Origin of the sequence: Pedobacter aquatilis (assembly GCF_032678405.1) — a bacterium.
GTDB classification, from domain to species: domain Bacteria; phylum Bacteroidota; class Bacteroidia; order Sphingobacteriales; family Sphingobacteriaceae; genus Pedobacter; species Pedobacter aquatilis_A.
The window spans coordinates 462,521-480,726 of sequence record NZ_JAVTSJ010000003.1; the positions used below are offsets into that span (position 1 = coordinate 462,521).

9 protein-coding genes are annotated in these 18,206 nt (G+C 37.1%); all 9 read right to left on the reverse strand.

The window, feature by feature from the left end; all coding sequences use genetic code 11:
- Positions 1-63: 63 nt before the first annotated feature.
- A complete protein-coding gene (locus R2R71_RS11360) occupies positions 64-1,821 on the reverse strand; it encodes a cellulase family glycosylhydrolase (RefSeq protein WP_316831382.1) in 1,758 nt (585 codons plus the stop codon).
- 15 nt (positions 1,822-1,836) lie between these two features.
- Positions 1,837-3,240 (reverse strand): glycoside hydrolase family 30 protein, encoded by a 1,404-nt coding sequence (locus R2R71_RS11365; protein WP_316831383.1) that lies wholly within the window; start codon positions 3,238-3,240, stop codon positions 1,837-1,839.
- Between the two features lie 142 nt (positions 3,241-3,382).
- Entirely contained in the window at positions 3,383-4,915 is a 1,533-nt protein-coding gene (locus R2R71_RS11370; protein WP_316831384.1) for a RagB/SusD family nutrient uptake outer membrane protein, read from the reverse strand.
- A gap of 10 nt (positions 4,916-4,925) precedes the next feature.
- A complete protein-coding gene (locus R2R71_RS11375) occupies positions 4,926-8,066 on the reverse strand; it encodes a TonB-dependent receptor (RefSeq protein ID WP_316831385.1) in 3,141 nt (1,046 codons plus the stop codon).
- A gap of 251 nt (positions 8,067-8,317) precedes the next feature.
- Positions 8,318-11,233, reverse strand: a complete 2,916-nt coding sequence (locus R2R71_RS11380; protein WP_316831386.1) for a two-component regulator propeller domain-containing protein — start codon at positions 11,231-11,233, stop codon at positions 8,318-8,320.
- 63 nt (positions 11,234-11,296) lie between these two features.
- The gene (locus R2R71_RS11385; protein ID WP_316831387.1) at positions 11,297-11,953 is read right to left on the reverse strand and encodes a GDSL-type esterase/lipase family protein; all 657 of its coding nucleotides are present in this window, start codon (positions 11,951-11,953) and stop codon (positions 11,297-11,299) included.
- Between the two features lie 154 nt (positions 11,954-12,107).
- Positions 12,108-13,013: a glycerophosphodiester phosphodiesterase family protein gene (locus R2R71_RS11390; protein WP_316831388.1), complete on the reverse strand. Its 906-nt coding sequence runs from the start codon at positions 13,011-13,013 to the stop codon at positions 12,108-12,110.
- Between the two features lie 72 nt (positions 13,014-13,085).
- Positions 13,086-14,609 carry a RagB/SusD family nutrient uptake outer membrane protein gene (locus tag R2R71_RS11395; RefSeq protein WP_316831389.1) on the reverse strand — a complete coding sequence of 508 codons (1,524 nt, stop codon included), beginning with the start codon at positions 14,607-14,609 and terminating at the stop codon, positions 13,086-13,088.
- A 33-nt stretch (positions 14,610-14,642) separates the two neighbouring features.
- On the reverse strand, positions 14,643-17,915 hold the full coding sequence (locus tag R2R71_RS11400; protein WP_316831390.1) for a TonB-dependent receptor: 3,273 nt from the start codon (positions 17,913-17,915) through the stop codon (positions 14,643-14,645).
- Positions 17,916-18,206: the final 291 nt, after the last annotated feature.

Genomic DNA, 18,206 nt, shown 5'->3' on the forward strand with positions numbered 1-18,206 from the left:
GCAGCTACACTGCCAAGAATTAACAATATGCGCTTATAGCCTCTAAACACTGATTTCGTTAGTTTATTTTACAAACTGAATATAGCTAAAATTATAACCTCCCGTATCAGTAATAACCCTTATTACCTGTTTTCCGGCAGCTAGCGAAATATTTTTAATTTCCATAGGCATAAATTTCTTCGCATTTCCGGTATTTGGTACAGGAATCTCTTTTGCAACAATTTTACCATTAACCGCTACTGATATTTTTCCATTATCATTAGCTGATGCGGTATTCAATTTCAGCGTATAGTTTCCTTTTTTCGTCACCTGAAGTGTATACTGTAACCACTCTCCGTTTTCGATATTGGTAACAAAATATCTTTCGTATTGCGTTGAATCTTTCATGATATCAACACCATCATTTCTATAAATTCGACCCCGGTTTCCCGATGAACGTTTGTTTGTAACCGTATGGTAATCGGCAGTATCTAAATCGAAATATGCTTTATTATTCTTACCTAAATCGTAATCTACAGCGTAAACTACTGCACCATCTTTAATAATATTTGCTTTAAAAGGTTTTGTATCATCTGTATGTGGCTGGCGAATCATTGCATCGATTACATCTCTGTGTATGATCGTATTTTCGAGTTTTGTATAAATCGCCAATTCCATCATACCACTATAAACATTGCTCTCTTTTGGTTTGTTTCCGCCATTATTCATGTAATTAACAACAGCATTGTAATTTGGATTTGATTTGATCTCCATTGGATTATTAAAACCAACTTTTTTCAATGGCCACCATGCCCAGCCAATGTTATTTCTTTCCAATAAACTAATTGCATCAGTAAACCATGTATTTGAGTTTTCACCAGTTTCGCCAAGCCAGATCGGTACATTCTGTTCATCGCGTGCTTTTATCATGTGTGCAATAGAAGCCTGATCATTATAATTCCAGTATTTGTGAAAACTTAATACCATATTTTTATCCCAAAGCGGGAAAATACCATTGTAATTATTACCCCAACCGTTCCCTTCAACAATGATAATATGGTTTTGGTCAACCTCACGAATGGCTTTGGTAATATCAACCATTAATTTCCTCAACGGTGCATTTACTTTTTCCTTAGTACCGTTTTTATCTTCAGCGGGATTAGAAAAACCGTAGTTAGGTTCATTGATGATATCGTAACCACCAATCCATGGTTCATTTTTATAACGATTTGCGAGTTTAGCCCAAAGTGCAATCATTTTTTGCTGATTGGCTTCACTTTCCCAAAGCATCGGCTTTGATGCATCCCGATCAGATATATTGGTATCGTTTCCTTGTCCGCCGGGCGTAGCATGTAAATCCAGGATCAGATACATATTGTTTGCTTTGCACCACGAAAGCAAACTATCCGTTAGCGCAAAACCTTTTTCCAACCAGGTATTCTGCCCTGCTACAGGCTCTTTTTCAACCGGCAACGTATACAAATTATAGTGCATTGGTAGCCTGATAGAATTAAAACCCCAGGCTTTTAACGAGTCGACATCAATTTTACGGGTATGATTATTTAACCAGGCATCGTAAAATTCCTGCGTTTGTTTAACCCCCATTAAATCCTCAAGCCGTTCGCGTATTTTATGCTGTTGCGCATCTTTATTGATTTTAAGCATATAGCCTTCCTGCAACATCCAGCCACCAAGACCAAATCCACGAAGCAAAACATTTTCACCCTTGGTATTTACAATTTTCTTTCCTTCGGTTTTTAAAAATCCCTGAGCATAATTCTGTTTTGCAAGCAGGATGCAACATGAAAAGATGAAAATGAATTTAATTTTATTTAGAAGCATATTATTTATTTTAAATTACCAGATGTATGTACCAACAGCGCCTTTATCTAAAGTTGCAGAAAGGTTTTTTCCCTTATAGTTGATATTGAAATTTGCAGTTTCTTTACCTGTGTTTGCCACGATTAGCACTTTCTTTCCATCAGGTGTTTTAAAAGCTACGTTCGATAAATCAGCAAGCTCGTTAGATGCGATACGAACCGAACCCGGGCGAACAAATTTAGATGCATGGGCCACAGAATAGTAGGCGATATTCCGGCTAACATTATCCTTATCGATAGTAACGGCTCCCTGGCAAGTTGGGCAACCACCTCTATCTGTAAACGGTTTATTTTCCGGGTCGGCGGCGAGGTTCCACTCTAAAACATTTCTGCTCCAGTTTCTTGTAGCACCAATAATTAATCTTCGTACTGGCCCTGTAATATTAATACCAGCCGAACCAGGTCTTTCTACAACCATTTGCTCAGAGAAATAAATATTTTTATCGGGATGCGCATTGTGAACATCAGTTAAAGCTTCTATTTTACCACCATATAAGTGAAAAGCAGCGCCATCAATATATTTTTTTGCTTCAGGATCATCTAAAATAGATATTGGATAATCCGGGCGATCGGCATTATGATCATAGATTATGATCTTGGTTTTAATACCTGCCTTTTCAAATGCCGGACCAAGGTTCTTTTTAACGAACAAAGCCTGATCAGGTGCAACCATTAATAAACTAGGATTATTTCCAGGATGTAAAGGCTCATTTTGTACCGTAACGGCATCAATTGTTATGCCTTCCTTTTTCATTTCCTGAATATACTTTACAAAATATTTGGCGTAGGCATCGTAGTATTCCGGTTTTAACATACCGCCTCGTGCATCATAAGTTGTTTTCATCCATAAGGGAGGAGACCATGGCGAGCCCAGAATTTTAATTTTAGGGTTAATGGCAAGGATCTCCTTCATTACCGGAATTACATCAACTTTATCAAGGCCTAAATCAAATTTAGTTTGCCCTAAATCAGTTTGCCCTTCGGGCAAATCATTATAAGAAAATACTTTTTCATTTAAGTCGGAAGCACCGATACTTAGCCTGATATAGCTCACACCAATATTATTCCCATCAGTTGCGAATAACTCTTTTAACAAGGCTGCTCTTGCTAGTGCAGACATTTTAATGATATGTTGAGCACTACCTCCAGTTAAAGCATAGCCAAATCCATCAATTGGCTGATAAGTTTCCTTATCATTTACAGTGATAGTTGGGTTGTTATTTGAAGCAGCAGAAAATTTTAAATCATTGGGTTGTTTGGTAAATAAAACTGAACGATCGGCTTTAGTTAGCCAGAGTTCGGCATTATTCTGAGCCGATGTTTTTAATGCTTGAGAACTTAAAATTAGAGCAAAGCAATAGCTTATCGCCTTTAATTTCATATTGGCAAATGATTAGATTGTAGAAGAATTAGATTTTTAAGGAGCTTATGAGCCTTACTCCTGTTGTTAAGAATGTAGTAACCGAATGGTAAAAAAGTGTAATAAAAAGGGGGCAGATGAAAATCCCACCCCCTTAAATATTTTATTTAGTACCGCCGTACTCTTTATTCTGAAGTATTTTAGTATTGTTTAATTCTGCTTGAGGTATTGGAAATATCTCATTTTTATTCGCAGTAAAACCTTTATAGGCTAATACGGTTGCAGCTTTACCCCAACGAACCAAATCCGGGAAACGATGGCCTTCACCAGCAAGTTCCAACCTTCTTTCCCGCATAATGTTATCCATTGTAACCGCTACAGGATTTAATCCTACACGGGCCCTAACTGCGTTTAATAATTGATAAGCACGACTTCCTGCTCCAACTGCTCCTCCACTTTGTAAAATAGATTCAGCTTCCAGCATATAAGTATCTGCTAGCCTGATTTCATAAGAATCCTGAGGAAAATTTAGTTCAGTTTGACCAGTTGGTGCTTTATCAGCAACTCTACCGATTGTTTTTTCTAAGAAATAACCACTATTTTGGTAACCTTTTTCGTAAGTAGCGATACCATTTTTCTCTAAACTATCTAAATTAGCAACAGTTGCTTTATTTCTTGGATCGAAGTGAATAAAATCGAAGAATTCTTTTGTAAAAACCAAAAAGCTATAACCAGAGTAGTAGTCGGGTGCACCAGCTAATATTGGCTTGTATCCACGAGGACCAACAATAATATTCAATAAATTACCTTCAGAAGCACCCGCATCACCCCAACCACCGTTTGAAGAGTTAGCGTGAACAATTTCGAGGATAGATTCTGTATTAAATTTATTATTTACTTTAAACAAATCGCCAAAATTGGCTAGCAATTTATATCCATAAGTAGCATTTGCCTGACCGGGAGTTGCTCCGTTAACAATTGCAAACTGTTCTGCTGCCTGGGCATATTTAGCCTGTTGCAAATATACTTTTCCTAACATCGCCTGTGCAGCTCCTTTTGTAATACGTCCACCTTCTGTAGCTCCAGGTACCGTATTTGGAAGACTTGGAATTGCTTCAGTCAGGTCTTTCTCAATTAACGCATATACATCTGCAGGAGGTACTTGTAACACATCATAAATCTGTTTTGGGTCTACCTCAGAAGTTAATAATGGGATATTTTTGAAGAAACGTACCAAATCAAAATAGAATATAGCACGTAAAGCTTTAGCCTCACCTGTATATCTTGCTTTTAACGTAGCATCCATATTAATGCCTCCAATTTTCGACAAGAATACATTAGCACGAAAAATACCTGCATAACCTTTGTTCCAAAGGTAACCTTGCGGTCCAGTTTGTGAATTTAAAGTGAATGTATTTACAACCTGAAGATCATTAATGTCTGATGGACCACCACCACCTGCAACCTGATCATCAGAGGCAGCATCCATAATTGCAACTTTATCGTAAAGTCCTCCGGTTTGAAATCCGAATCTATCATAAATAGATACTAATGCAGCAAAAGCATCCTGAGGCGTTTTATAGTAATTATCCAAAAGAACGCGTTCCTGAGGATTAATTTCCAAATATTTTTTACAGCCTCCAAATAGTTGCATTCCAGCCAGGATTACAACTAAATAAGTAATTTTTCTTTTCATTCTTAATTAATTAAAAATTAGCATTTACACCAAAAACAAACGAACGTGCTTGCGGATACAAACCACGGTCAACACTAAATACATTACCACTATTATTTGCACCCAGCTCTGGATCATAACCACTATAACCTGTAATTGTGAATAAATTCTCAGACAAAGCATATACGCGGAATTTCTGTAAACCGATTTTGCTTGTTATAGCTTTAGGAAGCGTATAGCCGATCTGGAATGTTCTTAATCTGAAGTAGTCTCCTTTCTCCAGGTATAATGAAGAGAATTTTGTTAAGTTTTTATTTGGGTCTGCATCGGTTAATCTCGGTTGTGTAGTTGAAGGATTTGTAGGTGTCCAACGATCTAAACGCGTAGTTTGATAATTGGCATTTGGAATATCCAATCTTCTTAATCCCTGGAAAATCATGTTCCCTGCAACACCACTACCAAAAGCGGTAAAATCCCAGCTCTTATAAGTTAATCCAAGAGTTATACCATAAGTAAAATTAGGCATGCCATTTCCTATAAAATCTCTATCGTTTGCATCGATGGTATTATCGCCATTTAAATTAGCAAATTTAATATCACCTGGTTTTGCTAGTGGTTGTAATGGCAATCCATTAGGACCTACATAAGCATTAATTTCTGCCTGCGATTGAAAGATACCTTGATTTACATAACCAAAGAACTCATTATATGAATGGCCGATTTGTGTACGGGTTATTGTGCCTAAAGTTTGGAAACTTGCCTGGCTATCATCAATAAAATTAATACCTGGGCTTAATTTATCGATGGTATTTTTTATGAATGAACCATTACCACTAATATTTAAACCAAACTGACCGATTTGTCTACGGTAAGCTAGTTCAAACTCAAAGCCTTTGTTAGACATATCTGCGATATTTGCAGCAGGACTACCACTACCAACATAACCTGGTACAGGTGGGTTCTGAAGAATACCAACGGTTTTCTTTTTGTATAAATCAGCTGTTAAAGTGAAGTTTTTGAAAATTGTCGCATCGATACCAATATTACTAGATCTTGTTTCTTCCCATTTCAAATCAGGGTTTGCAGAAGCATTAGGGCTATAACCGATATTAACTACGTTTGCATTACCAAAAGTATAGTTTCTTCCACTACCCACTGTTGGTACATAAGCAAAATCGCCTATACCATCGTTACCTGTAACACCGTAACTTCCACGGATTTTTAAGAAATTTACAATATCATTTTGAGGGAAAAAATCCTCTTTTGTTGGTACCCATCCAATTTGTGCTGAAGGGAAATAACCATATTTATTGTTCGCTCCAAATCTTGAAGAACCATCACGTCTGATTAAAGCTGAGAATAAGTACTTCTCTTTGTAATCATAGGTTAATCTCGAGAATAAGGAGAAGATTTTGTGATCCGTACCTTCACTACCATCTGATGTTCTACTGGTTGCAACTGGTTTGAACCTCATAGAAGCTGAATAAAAATCTGTTGCTGGTACATCAAAAAATGTTGTACTTACGCTGCGGCTAAAACCATCACTGTAAGAACCTTGACCGACCAACAAACTTAAATTATGGTTACCTAACGATTTACTATATGATAAAGTATTTTCAAGGTTATATGTAATCACATAGTTAATATTTCTCGAAAACTGTGTTCTGGTATTTGAAGTAGAAGAGTTTAAATAATAAATTGGGTTAAAAGCATCGCCACCATAAAAAGCCAACTTAGAACCTAAAGTAGAACGAAAACGCAAACCTTTAATTGGCTCTGCCTCCAAAAATCCATTACCAACAATATTATGATCCCAGTCGTAATTTCCTATTTGTCTTCTAATACTTGCTAATGGATTACTGATTTCTTGGGCAACCCTGGTCGAAATACCATAAGGAAAACCATTAGCATCTCTGAAAACAGGTTGGTTACTGTAAGGAGGCAAATTGTAAACTGCTGGATCAGTAATGATTGCAGGTGTAAGCGGATCCAAGTTAATCGCAGAACTTAATGGCCCACCAAATTCACTATTGGTATTTCCTATTCCATTGGTTATCGAGTGACTATAGCCTAAGTTTTCGCCAATTGTTAACCATTTATAAAGTTTATGGGTTGAGTTAATACGAATATTTGCACGATTGTATTTTGATACTTCAGTAGAAACAATACCATCTGTTTTCAAATAACCGAATGATAAGAAAAATGTAGATTTATCATTACCACCACTTATGCTTACTTCATGATTCTGACGAGCTGCACTATTATTAAAAATAAGTGATTGCCAATCTGTCCCTTCACCTAATGATGCTGCATTTGGATAAGGTAAAACCGGTGTTGTACCCGTATAATCATTAAGGTAAGATTCATTCCTTAAAGTAGCATACTGCGTTGCATTCAAAAGGTTTAATTTTTTTGCAGCACGAGCTTCACCATAATAACCATTGTAAGAAATATTCAGATTTCCTGCCTTACCTTTTTTAGTGGTTACAATAATTACACCCGATGCTGCACGGGTTCCATAAATTGCTGCAGATGCGCCATCTTTTAAGACTTCGATTGACTCGATATCGGATTGATTTAAATAACCAATACCTCCGTTGTCTACAACAACCCCATCAACAACCCAAAGTGGGTTATTTTTTCCGCCGAAAGAGGTGAAACCCCTTAGCCTTACCGTTGATGCTGATCCTGGCTGACCAGATTGTGCAGCAATGGTTAAACCTGAAGTTCTTCCCTGTAACGCCTGTTCTAAACGTAAAGTTGTTGGCTGATTTTCAAGATCGGCGGCTTTAACACTAGAAATCGCTCCGGTTACAACACTTTTCTTTTGTGTACCGTAACCTACAACCACAACCTCGCTAAGATCCTTGGTATCTGTTAGTAACGATACATTAATCTTTCCGCCTGTTGGCACTGTTACCGTTTGCGAAACCATGCCCAATAAGCTTACTGATAATTTTGCGCCTACTGCAGCCTGAATGGAGAATGCTCCGTTTGGATCTGTAGATGCAGCCCGGGATGTGCCCTCAACTTTAACAGTAACACCAGGAAGCGGCGTTCCATCTTTCTGGTCAGTTACTTTTCCTGTAACGGTGATATCCTGCGCAAATAGCGCCAGCGGAAATGCCATGATACAGTAAATGAAGAATACGAATGTAAATCTTCTTCTCATAGAAAATAATTTTAAGTTAATATTTGGTTAGTTCGAGTATGGTTGGTGCCATAACTCGATTCAAATCTATGGAGGAGTTTTACGATTGTGTAATATTTTTGTGCTACACAAACACTACAAAGTTTAAAATCTTTTGATTTAGCACTACTTTATCCACTACATAAGCACTACACAAATTCATTAAACAACTGCATATCAATACATTAAATGTTAACAAATTTTAAAACATTTAAAACGGTAAAATGTCGCTTTTAAAGTGGTTTTTGCCTAGAAATGTCTATTAAAAACTCGTATAAATTAATTTCAGGCTTCAGATTAAGTTTTTTTCTGAGCCTGTAACGACCAACTTCTACCGCTTTTATAGTCACATTCATAAGCTGTGCCATTTCTTTTGAGGATAAATTCATGCTAAGATATGCGCAGAATTTTAAATCGTTCTGGCTTAAATCTGGGTATAAATCTTTAAGCTTATTGAAGAATTCTGTATTTACATTATTGAAATGAACACTCAGGTGATCGAGTTCCTGATCCTTTTTTTCTACATCTTTTATCAGCCTGATTAAATGCCTGAAACTAGGTGAATTTTCAGTTACATTATCCTGATTTTTTATAACCGATGAAATGACATCCTTAATTTTTGCCAGTACCTTTCCTCTTTGCACGAGGTGCATGGTCATTGTAGAAAGCTCCTTATTTTTATAAGTTACATCTGCTGCGAGTTTTTCGTTCTGTAGCCTTACAATCTCTTTTTCTGTGCGGTCTAGCTCAAGCTGATGAAGGTAATTCATACTTTCCTGTTCTTTAATGTGCTTATTCTTTTGCCACCTGATTAACAAGCGCAACAGCACAACAAAAATAATCAGGTATGCTATTTTCATCCACACAGTGTTATACCAGGCAGGCAATACTATAAATGTATAGCTTACTATTTCCGATTCGTTACCGATATCGGTTCGGGCTTTAACATTGAAAGTATATTCACCGTGAGGTAAATTGGTATAATCTTTTTCACGCTTGAAATTCCACGCCGACCAGCCATCATCAAAACCTACCAACTGATAGCTGAACTTAGTATTTTTCTCGTGTTCGAATAATGTAGAAGAAAATTCGAAATGTATAGAGTTGAGCGAATTTTTATACTCCGGTTTGTCAGATAAATCCTGCTTTGAAATGGTTTGCCCGTTTTTAATAAAATAACCACCGAAAACTACACTATCCTTTTGTCCCATCAATTTTATGAGGCCAATTACCGCTCGCGGTTTCGAAAGGTTTTCTACATATTTTTCATAATTTATATGATAAGCACCTTTATTTGCACCAATAAAAACATTTTCATTATCCAGGGTATAAATAGATTCAAAACCCCCAACAACCTTCCCATCCAATTCAGGTAAATAAATTATGGTAAATGGGCTGCTCGTCGAAGGCTTATGAAAATCGATCACACCTACCTTTTTGTTGCTTACGAACCAAACATTACCATCATTATCTTCTTTAAGGTATTGAATTGAAAAATTATTTAAAGCATTGCCAAACATTTTAAATTTCGAAAAGCGATTCTGCTTTTGATCATATTCATAAACACCATTAATTGTTGCGATAACAACTCTGTTTTTAATGCGGTAGACATAATTATATAGTTTTGAGGGTAAACCATTCTTATCAGTAAAGAGCGTTGTTTTTACTATTCTTTTACCGTCAGCCGCAAGCTCAATTTTATATATTCCATGGTAAGGATGTGAAGCCCAGATATTATCATTGTTATCGGCAACGATAAAACGAAGCGTTTCGGATATTCCTTCTACCTTACCTCCATTACTGAATGTTCCATTCGTATAATTTATTGCCTGCAAACCTGCATAAGTACCTGCAAGTACACTTTTTACAGGATAGACATTTTGCATTGCCTGAAACATCCATGTTCCAGGAGTTGCATAAACTGGCACAGCATTGTTAGCTATAATGGCAAAAACACCATCTTCATGAGCCATTAAGAGCTGGCTGTTAATTTCATCGAGTCCCCAAACCTGTCCTTTTGTGTTTTTAACTTCTTCAAAAGCAGAAGTAGACCAGCTTAAATCTGAGGAATTTGTATTTAATTTTGAGGTATAAAGCCCGTTAGATGTACCTATGTAAATCCGGTCGTTTATTTTCCTAAAAGAATAGCTCGTGATTTGTTTATTGCGGTCGGGTGAGATACTTTTAATAGCACTGTTTATTGCAACGTAGGCAATGCCATCGTCAAGTGCAAGCCACATATTTTTATCCCTATCGAGTAAAATACCCCTTACATTATTGTTTTGCAAACCTTCACGATAGTTATATTTCTGGGTGAGCTCACCATGTTTATTCATCAGGTAAACCCCACCCGAATTGGTGCCAATGGCATACAGGTTTTTATTAAGCTGACTTGCAAAGAAAACCCTGTCGTTAATAAAGACATTATCGAGTTTGGTTTTAAATGGAAAAAGCTGATTATTATGAATAAGGAAAAACCCTCTTTTTAAGGTTGAGACAATCAAGGTGTCGCCACTGTAGGCAGATAATGATGTAATAGAAGCATCTTTTAAAATCTCATCAGTACATACGGGTTTCCAAACCTCCTTATCGTAAAAAAAAAGGCCAGCGTTTCTTCCCTGCGCATAAATTTTATTGTTTGCTTTTCCTAAATAAGCCCAGGTAGCTGCCGGTTTGTAGACTTTAATTACATCATCTTTATATTGGAGAATTGCACTAACCGATCTGAAAAACACTTCATCATTCATGATGGCAATATCCCATATATCAGCAATTTTCCGAAGATTTTCAGGCAGGAGATTAACCAAAGAATGATATTTTAAAATCCCCTTTGTATCTGGAAAAAAATAACCGATTTCATCCTGCCCACCCACATAAATCCTGTTTTTTGAGTCTATACCAATTGAGCGTATAGATGTAAAATTTGGCAGGCGGTAAATATTCCAGAAACTACCGTTGAAGGTTAATAATCCTTCGTTGTTTCCAAAATATAGAATTCCGTTTTTATCTTGCTGCACGTCCCAGTTTTGAACACCGCCGTTATATTGCTCGTTATTATAATTTACAATTTGCGGAATACCCAGTAAATCCTGAGCAATTACAGAAAAGGCAGGCAATAAAAAGCCTAAAAACAATAAAATTTTCTTCATGCCAGATAGGGAGATTAGGCAAAAATAAATATATGAAAATAATTTAGTGACCTGATAAACAGGCTATTTTAAAAGGTATGGCTTCACTGCTTTTTCCCATATTGCGTAGCCATCATGGTTCATGTGTAGCATATCGCTCACAAACAATTCACTTCTTGATTGATTGTCTTTAAGCATTTTTGGAAAAATATCGATAAACACTGTATTTTTTTCGCCCGCCAGAAACTTTTTTATCAATGCGTTTGATGCAACAGCTTTATCCCGAAACTTATCGCGGCTTGGACTAGGTTTAATGGAAATATAAACGATAGGTGTGTTAGGCAATTTTGCCCTGATGGCTTTATAAAGTGCAATTGTCCGGTTTAAAACGGTATCGGCAGTTACTTTTTCGTTCACGATATCGTTCTCGCCTACGTAGAGTACAATTTGACGGGGTTGATAAGGAAAAACAACATCATTAAGGTAAAAAGTAATGTCGTTGATTACTGCGCCGCCAATCCCCCGGTTTAGTGCATTATATTTTGCAAACACCTGTGTTAAATCATCCCACTTTCTGATGGATGAACTGCCCACAAAAAGCACCGGATTAACAGGTGGCTTAAACATCTGGTCGTATTTCTTTATGGTTTGTACATCATCCCAAAATGGTGGTTTGGTTTGGGCAGAAGCTGAAAATATAAAAAGGGCGATAAATGCAATCAATAAAAGGGATTTTTTCATTTCGGTTAGTTTTAAAATATCGACTGCAAATTTGGTAATACAATTGAGTTTATCAAATTAATTCAAAGTTTATTGCTGCTAACCTCAACAAGCTACCTGAAAAAAAGAGGTGAGTTTTAAATTCCCCACCTCCTTCAAATTATATTTATGTTTTTTATTTGTTATGCAAACCCAGCTCCTTCAAATATATAAGCAAATCAGTAGGCCTATCAGTTTGCAATATGGATGGCTTTTTTGCAATTAGCCAACCCCAGCTTTCCTGTTTCTGATTCTCTTCAACAGCTTTATCATCGTCGTGGCCGCCATTTAATGATGGCCACAAGCTATTTAACCAAACAACCTGACTTTTGGCTATTTCAGGGATAGTATTTAGACTTTTAAGAATATCAGTATCAAAAATCGGTTGAATAATGCTTCTTTTATTTGGCAGATAACTGTTCACAACTGATGCTACATCATCCCGTTTCATATTAACTACTACCATTAAATAAGCATCTTCAGGAATAATTTCATCTTTACTTAGTTTCAGATAATCAATGTTATCGCCAACGTTTACAATCGATTGATGCAATGTGCCTGTTTCCTGTAGAATTTTGAACACTTCTTTCAGGTGATCATTTCCTTTATCAACATTGACAATAATTTTTCCTTTAGCGGCAAGCATCATCTCTCTCATCGTCGGAATTCCATGAGTTGTAACCCGCCCTAAGCCGTTTTTTAGTTTGAATTTTTGTATCTCTTCAAGTGTGTAATCGCTTACTTTTCCTTTCGCATTAGTGGTTCGGTCGATTGTATTATCGTGCATCACCACCATCTGGCTGTCTTTAGTCATTTTAACATCCAGCTCCATAATGTCAAAGCCTTTCTCAATACTATTTAAGAGAGCTTTGAGGGAGTTTTCAGGCGCATTTCTCCAATCGCCACGATGGGCAGCAACTAAAATTTGCTTATTGCTTTTATTAAAAACCGCTGCAAGTTTTTTATCGGGGTTTTGCGCTTGAGCGCTAAAGCCGGCAGTGATAATTATCAATGCGATTAATACTTTTCTGAATGTGTTCATACTATGGTTTTACAAAAAATGGTGACTGAAGTTTCAGTCACCATAAATATAACATTGGAATAAGCTAATAAATTAATATCCAGGATTTTGATACATCTTTACCGGATCTAACTTTACCTCATCGTTAGGAATTGGGAAATACCTGTCTTTAGTACTAAAGTTGCTAAGCTTTGCATTACCAAAATTTGCCTGCGATTTTGCTTTGAAAAAAGCAACAAGTTCTGTTGTATTAAAGAAACGAAGTAAATCGAACCAACGTTGGTGCTCAAAGGCAAGCTCAACTCTTCGCTCGTGCAAAATAGCAAGCTTCAACGTTGGATATTTAGAATTATAAGTTGCATTAGTACGTGCAACTGCATATAAAGGCATTCCGGCCCTTGCCCTAACCATATCAAGATACTGAATGGCTACTGCATCATTTCCCTGCTGCATATTAACCTCTGCAAGCATTAAAATGATATCTGCGAAACGCATAATCATGCAATTATTACCACCATAACCGTTTACGGTTGCCGCAGCGCTGGCGTCGCGGTATTTAGTTACAAACCAATCCTGAACTTTTGTATTTGCAGCATATTTAATTGAAAAATCTTTTCTCGGATCGCCTGTTTCATAATCCAGAACTAAATCTGGCGTAACATTACCTCCTACACCTGTCGGCGCTTTCAATGAGTTAATAGTTTCACCTAAAGCCTGATTATCTGCTGCGATGCTTGAGCTGTAGTTAATGTTTCCCTGAATGTTAACGATCTCGAAAATAGCTTCCGGATTGCTTGTTTTCTTGGTTACATCAAAAACATCAGCATAAGGTACAGCCGTTAAAGCCGTAAAAGGCTTCATATTGTAAGCAGCTGTTAAGTAAGTATTGGCGTTCGTCAGATTTTCGGTCTTATTGGTATCGAAAGTTGATGCCATTGTTAAATAAACCTGTCCTAATAAACCATTTATCGCTGCTTTTGACACCCTGCCCGCATTTGCCCCCGTTTGAAGATTAGGTAAATTGCTGTTTAACGCATCTTTTAAATCAGTTACAATCTGCGCATAAACTGTAGCCTGAGGTTGGCGGTAAGTATTTGCATTTACTTCAGCAGTTGTAGTAAGCTGTTTAGTAACCAATGGCACATCGCCCCATTTTCTTACCAGCTGGAAATAAATCAAAGCCCTGATAAATTTAGTTTCGGCAAGATACTGACCTTTAGTATCTGCACTGCTAAAAGTAACGTTATCAATATTCGAAAGAATTACATTACACCTTGTAATGGTTTGATATAGGCTTACCCAATGGCTTTTTAAATAGCTGTTACTTGGTAAAATGCTAAAATCGCCAAACTGGAAAGGCTCGCCGGCATTAGACTGGTTATCGTTGGTACCTGTATCATCAGAGCGCTGATCAGTGTATAAACCACTGTTTTCGCCGATGTTATTACCGCTCCTTAAAGATTGATAAGCACCATTAACTGCCAGAAGCACATCGTTTGATGAAGTGAAATACTGCCCAACAGTTACCGCGTTCGGATTGCTCTGATCTAAAAATTCTTTTTTACATGCCGATAATGAAATTGCGGCTGCGAAGAGAATGAATATATATTTTTTCATTTTAATAATATTTAATAATTGATAACAGCCTGATTAAAATGTTAGCTTAACACCTAAATTATAGGCACGTGCCAGTGGATAGTTTCCATAATCTACACCTGGTGTAAGGTTCGCACCGGCATTATAATCTACCTCTGGGTTGTAACCTTTGTAATCGGTAATGGTAAAGGCGTTATCTACACTACCAAAAACCCTAACGTTTTCTACATGTAATTTCTTAGAGAAGGCTTTTGGAAAGTTGTAACCTAAAGTAATGTTGGTACACCTGAAATATGAACCATCCTGAATATAGAATGATGATAAACGTGTACTGTTACTTTGCGTTCCGGCACGAGATGCACGGTAATTTAAACCACTACCCGGGTTCGCTTCGTTTCTATAACGATCGGCAACTTCTACATATTGGTTACCAGAACCCTCAAAGTTGTATAAGTAATAGTCTTGTCCATCCAATACGTCATTACCGTACGAACCGTTAAATGAAGCTCTTAAATCGAACGATTTGAAACTGGTGTTAAGTGCAAAACCATAAGTAAAATCAGGATACGGGCTACCGATAACTGTTTTATCTGCATCATTTACTACACCATCACCATTTGTATCCTGGAAGTAAAGATCACCTACTTTTAATGGATTTGTTTGCGCCGAAGATGGAGCAACTTTACCTAAGTTCTCAGCAGTTACCCTACCTAACACTTTGTAGCCGTAAAACATACCTACCGGCTGACCTTCCTGTGTTACGTGTGTAATGTACGAACGCTCAGCACCAGCGGTATAAATTGTGCTGGCACCTCCAAGATTTAATACTTTATTTTTATTGAATGAAATATTTCCGCTTAAGCCTAATGTGAAGTTATCGGTATTGATAATTCTTCCGTCTACCTGGAAATCGAAACCTTTATTTCTGATTTTACTATCCTTTAAATTTGTCAGGATTGATGAAGCACCAGAAATTGCTGAAATTGGCTGATTGAATAACAAGTTGTACGATAAACTGTAATAGTAGTTGGCAATAACTGATAAACGGCCATTAAAGAAACTTAAATCAGTACCAAAGTTATACTGTGAAGTAGACTCCCAGCCTAAATTCTGGTCTTTTATATCACCAGCCCAAATTGCAGTCGAAATTACACCAGCTCCAAATACTGCACCGCTTGGCGAGTTAACCGTTTGCACTGCATTGTAGTTACCAATGTTATTATTTCCGCTCAAGCCCCAGCTTGCCCTTAACTTAACAGAAGATCCTTTTCCCAGGAAATCGTGGTACCAGTCTTCCTGAGATAAGCTCCAGCCTGCTGCTACCGATGGGAAATTACCCCATTTATTTAACGGACCAAACCTCGATGAACCGTCAGTACGATACGAACCGGTTAAGAAATATTTACCATCGTAATTGTAGCTGAAACGTCCAAAATATGATAATAATGTATTAACTGATTTAACTGCGGAGTTTAAAGTAAAGTCGGTTGTTGCCGCACCTTTATCCGAAATTTCACCAATTTTATCGCTGGTAAATCCAGTTGCGGTAACACGGGTTAAATCGCTCGTTGTTTTTTGTGCTGAATAACCACCTAATACATCAAAGCTGTGCTTGCCAATTTTTTTATTGTAATCTAAGGTAAACTCGGCAAGTTTATCTACCTGGGTTAGGTTTTGAGCAACAGCATTTGCAGCTGCTATAGACGAAGCCGAGTAAGGAGCATTACCACCACCATTACTTAAGCTTGTAGGGCGATAATAATCGTACTTTTCATTGTAGTTCTGTGTACCTAAGTTGACTTTAAAATTTAAGCCATCCAGAATTTCGTAAGTAGCATAAGCATTGTAGTTGTTACGATTACCCAAACGGTTAATTTTCATTTCAGTAACTGTAGCCAACGGGTTTTCTAATCCCTGATAACCGAATTCGTTTGCTAATGCAGCCATACCATATTTTATCGGGTTACCATTGGCATCGATAGCCGGAAGGTATGGAAGGTATAACAATGCCGACATCATCGGACTGAAACGTCCTTCGCCAACTTCTTTATTATTGGTTTGTGTTAAGGCAATATTTGCACCTACCTTTAATCTTTTGCTTACTTGACCTTCAATATTTGAACGAAAGTTAAGTGATCTCATCGCCGTATTGGTTACAATACCATCCTGATCCTGATAACCACCACTTACATAGTACCTGATATCTTTATTTCCACCAGAGAAAGAAAGATTATGGCGTTGAAAGAAAGCATCTCTGTACAAAACATCCTGCCAATCGGTATTATAAGCCGGAGCAATTGCCGATTGCGTAGCGAAATTATATATATCAGTAGGAATACTTACTGATGAACCATTACCTACATTGGTAATACGTGTTGCATTATTGTCAGAGTACATGGCATCTGTCCAGGTTTTACCCGAATTAACCACTAAATCTTTATAAGCATTGTTACGGCCATCAATCATTAGCTGAATAAACTGTGTCGCATCCAAAAGTTTAACTTTTTTAGCCAATTGCGTAACACCTGCCTGCACATCGTATTCAAAACGGCCTTTACCATCTTTACCGCGTTTGGTTGTTATCATTACAACCCCACCTGATGCTCTTGAACCATAAATAGCCGCTGATGCCGCATCCTTTAAGATATCGATGCTTTCTATATCTTCAGGATTAATGAATACGTTGTTTCCTGAAGGATAACCATCAATAACGTATAATGGATCAGAACTTGCGTTAATCGATCCAACTCCTCTTACCCTTATCTTGGTTCCTGCGTAAGGCGCACCTGTAGTTTGCGATACCTGCACACCTGCAACCTTACCAACTAAAGCCTGACCAACAGTTGGCGAACTTAAATTCAGCTCGCTGGCTTTTACACTACTGATTGCCCCGGTAACATCAGATTTTCTGATTTTCTGGTAACCAATAGCAACTACCTCATTTAAAGTATTGCTAGCTTCTTTAAGGGTTATGTTAATCGTTTTACTACCCGTAACAACAACTTCCTGGGTTTCGAAACCAATAAAAGAGAAAACAAGTGTACCGCCGTTTTCAATATCTATTGAGTAATTTCCGTTAGTATCAGAAGAAGTAGTTTTCTTTGTTTTCTTATTGTAAATGCTTACACCCGGTAAAGGCTGCCCTTTTTCGTCTGTTACAGTACCGCTTATCACCGCAAAACGGTTATTTAAACGGCTAATTGCAGAGGTTAATTCGCTGCTGCTAAATGCCATTGCTGAAGTATTGCCTACTGCCAGTAATCCTAAAGGCAAAAGCAATTTCCTACAGGTATTTTTTATACCTGCAATTGAAAAAAATGATGTCATCTTTTTGTTCTAAGTAATTGTTTGAGAAATAAAAATTGTTTGTGTTTTTGAAAGGCATGTAGAAGTTTCGAATTCACATAGGCTTATTTGTTTAAATAATTAAAATCTGTTTGGAGGCGCTTTAGATAGCGCCAAAAGTAGGTGTGTATTTTTAACACTATGTATACCTAATATTAAGTCTGTGCAAATGATTTTCCTATCAAATGTTAAAAAATGATGCTTTTGAGTATTTTAACACAAAAAGAGTTAACCCCTTTTTAACACTATTTTAACGGTACTTATTTAGCTTGC

What these genes read in the sequence shown, in the direction of transcription:
- R2R71_RS11370 (WP_316831384.1), bottom strand. Translation starts at nt 4,915, where the DNA reads ATGAAAAGAAAAATTACTTATTTAGTTGTAATCCTGGCTGGAATGCAA.
- R2R71_RS11375 (WP_316831385.1), bottom strand. Translation starts at nt 8,066, where the DNA reads ATGAGAAGAAGATTTACATTCGTATTCTTCATTTACTGTATCATGGCA.
- R2R71_RS11395 (WP_316831389.1), bottom strand. Translation starts at nt 14,609, where the DNA reads ATGAAAAAATATATATTCATTCTCTTCGCAGCCGCAATTTCATTATCG.
- R2R71_RS11360 (WP_316831382.1), bottom strand. Translation starts at nt 1,821, where the DNA reads ATGCTTCTAAATAAAATTAAATTCATTTTCATCTTTTCATGTTGCATC.
- R2R71_RS11385 (WP_316831387.1), bottom strand. Translation starts at nt 11,953, where the DNA reads ATGAAAAAATCCCTTTTATTGATTGCATTTATCGCCCTTTTTATATTT.
- R2R71_RS11390 (WP_316831388.1), bottom strand. Translation starts at nt 13,013, where the DNA reads ATGAACACATTCAGAAAAGTATTAATCGCATTGATAATTATCACTGCC.
- R2R71_RS11365 (WP_316831383.1), bottom strand. Translation starts at nt 3,240, where the DNA reads ATGAAATTAAAGGCGATAAGCTATTGCTTTGCTCTAATTTTAAGTTCT.
- R2R71_RS11400 (WP_316831390.1), bottom strand. Translation starts at nt 17,915, where the DNA reads ATGACATCATTTTTTTCAATTGCAGGTATAAAAAATACCTGTAGGAAA.
- R2R71_RS11380 (WP_316831386.1), bottom strand. Translation starts at nt 11,233, where the DNA reads ATGAAGAAAATTTTATTGTTTTTAGGCTTTTTATTGCCTGCCTTTTCT.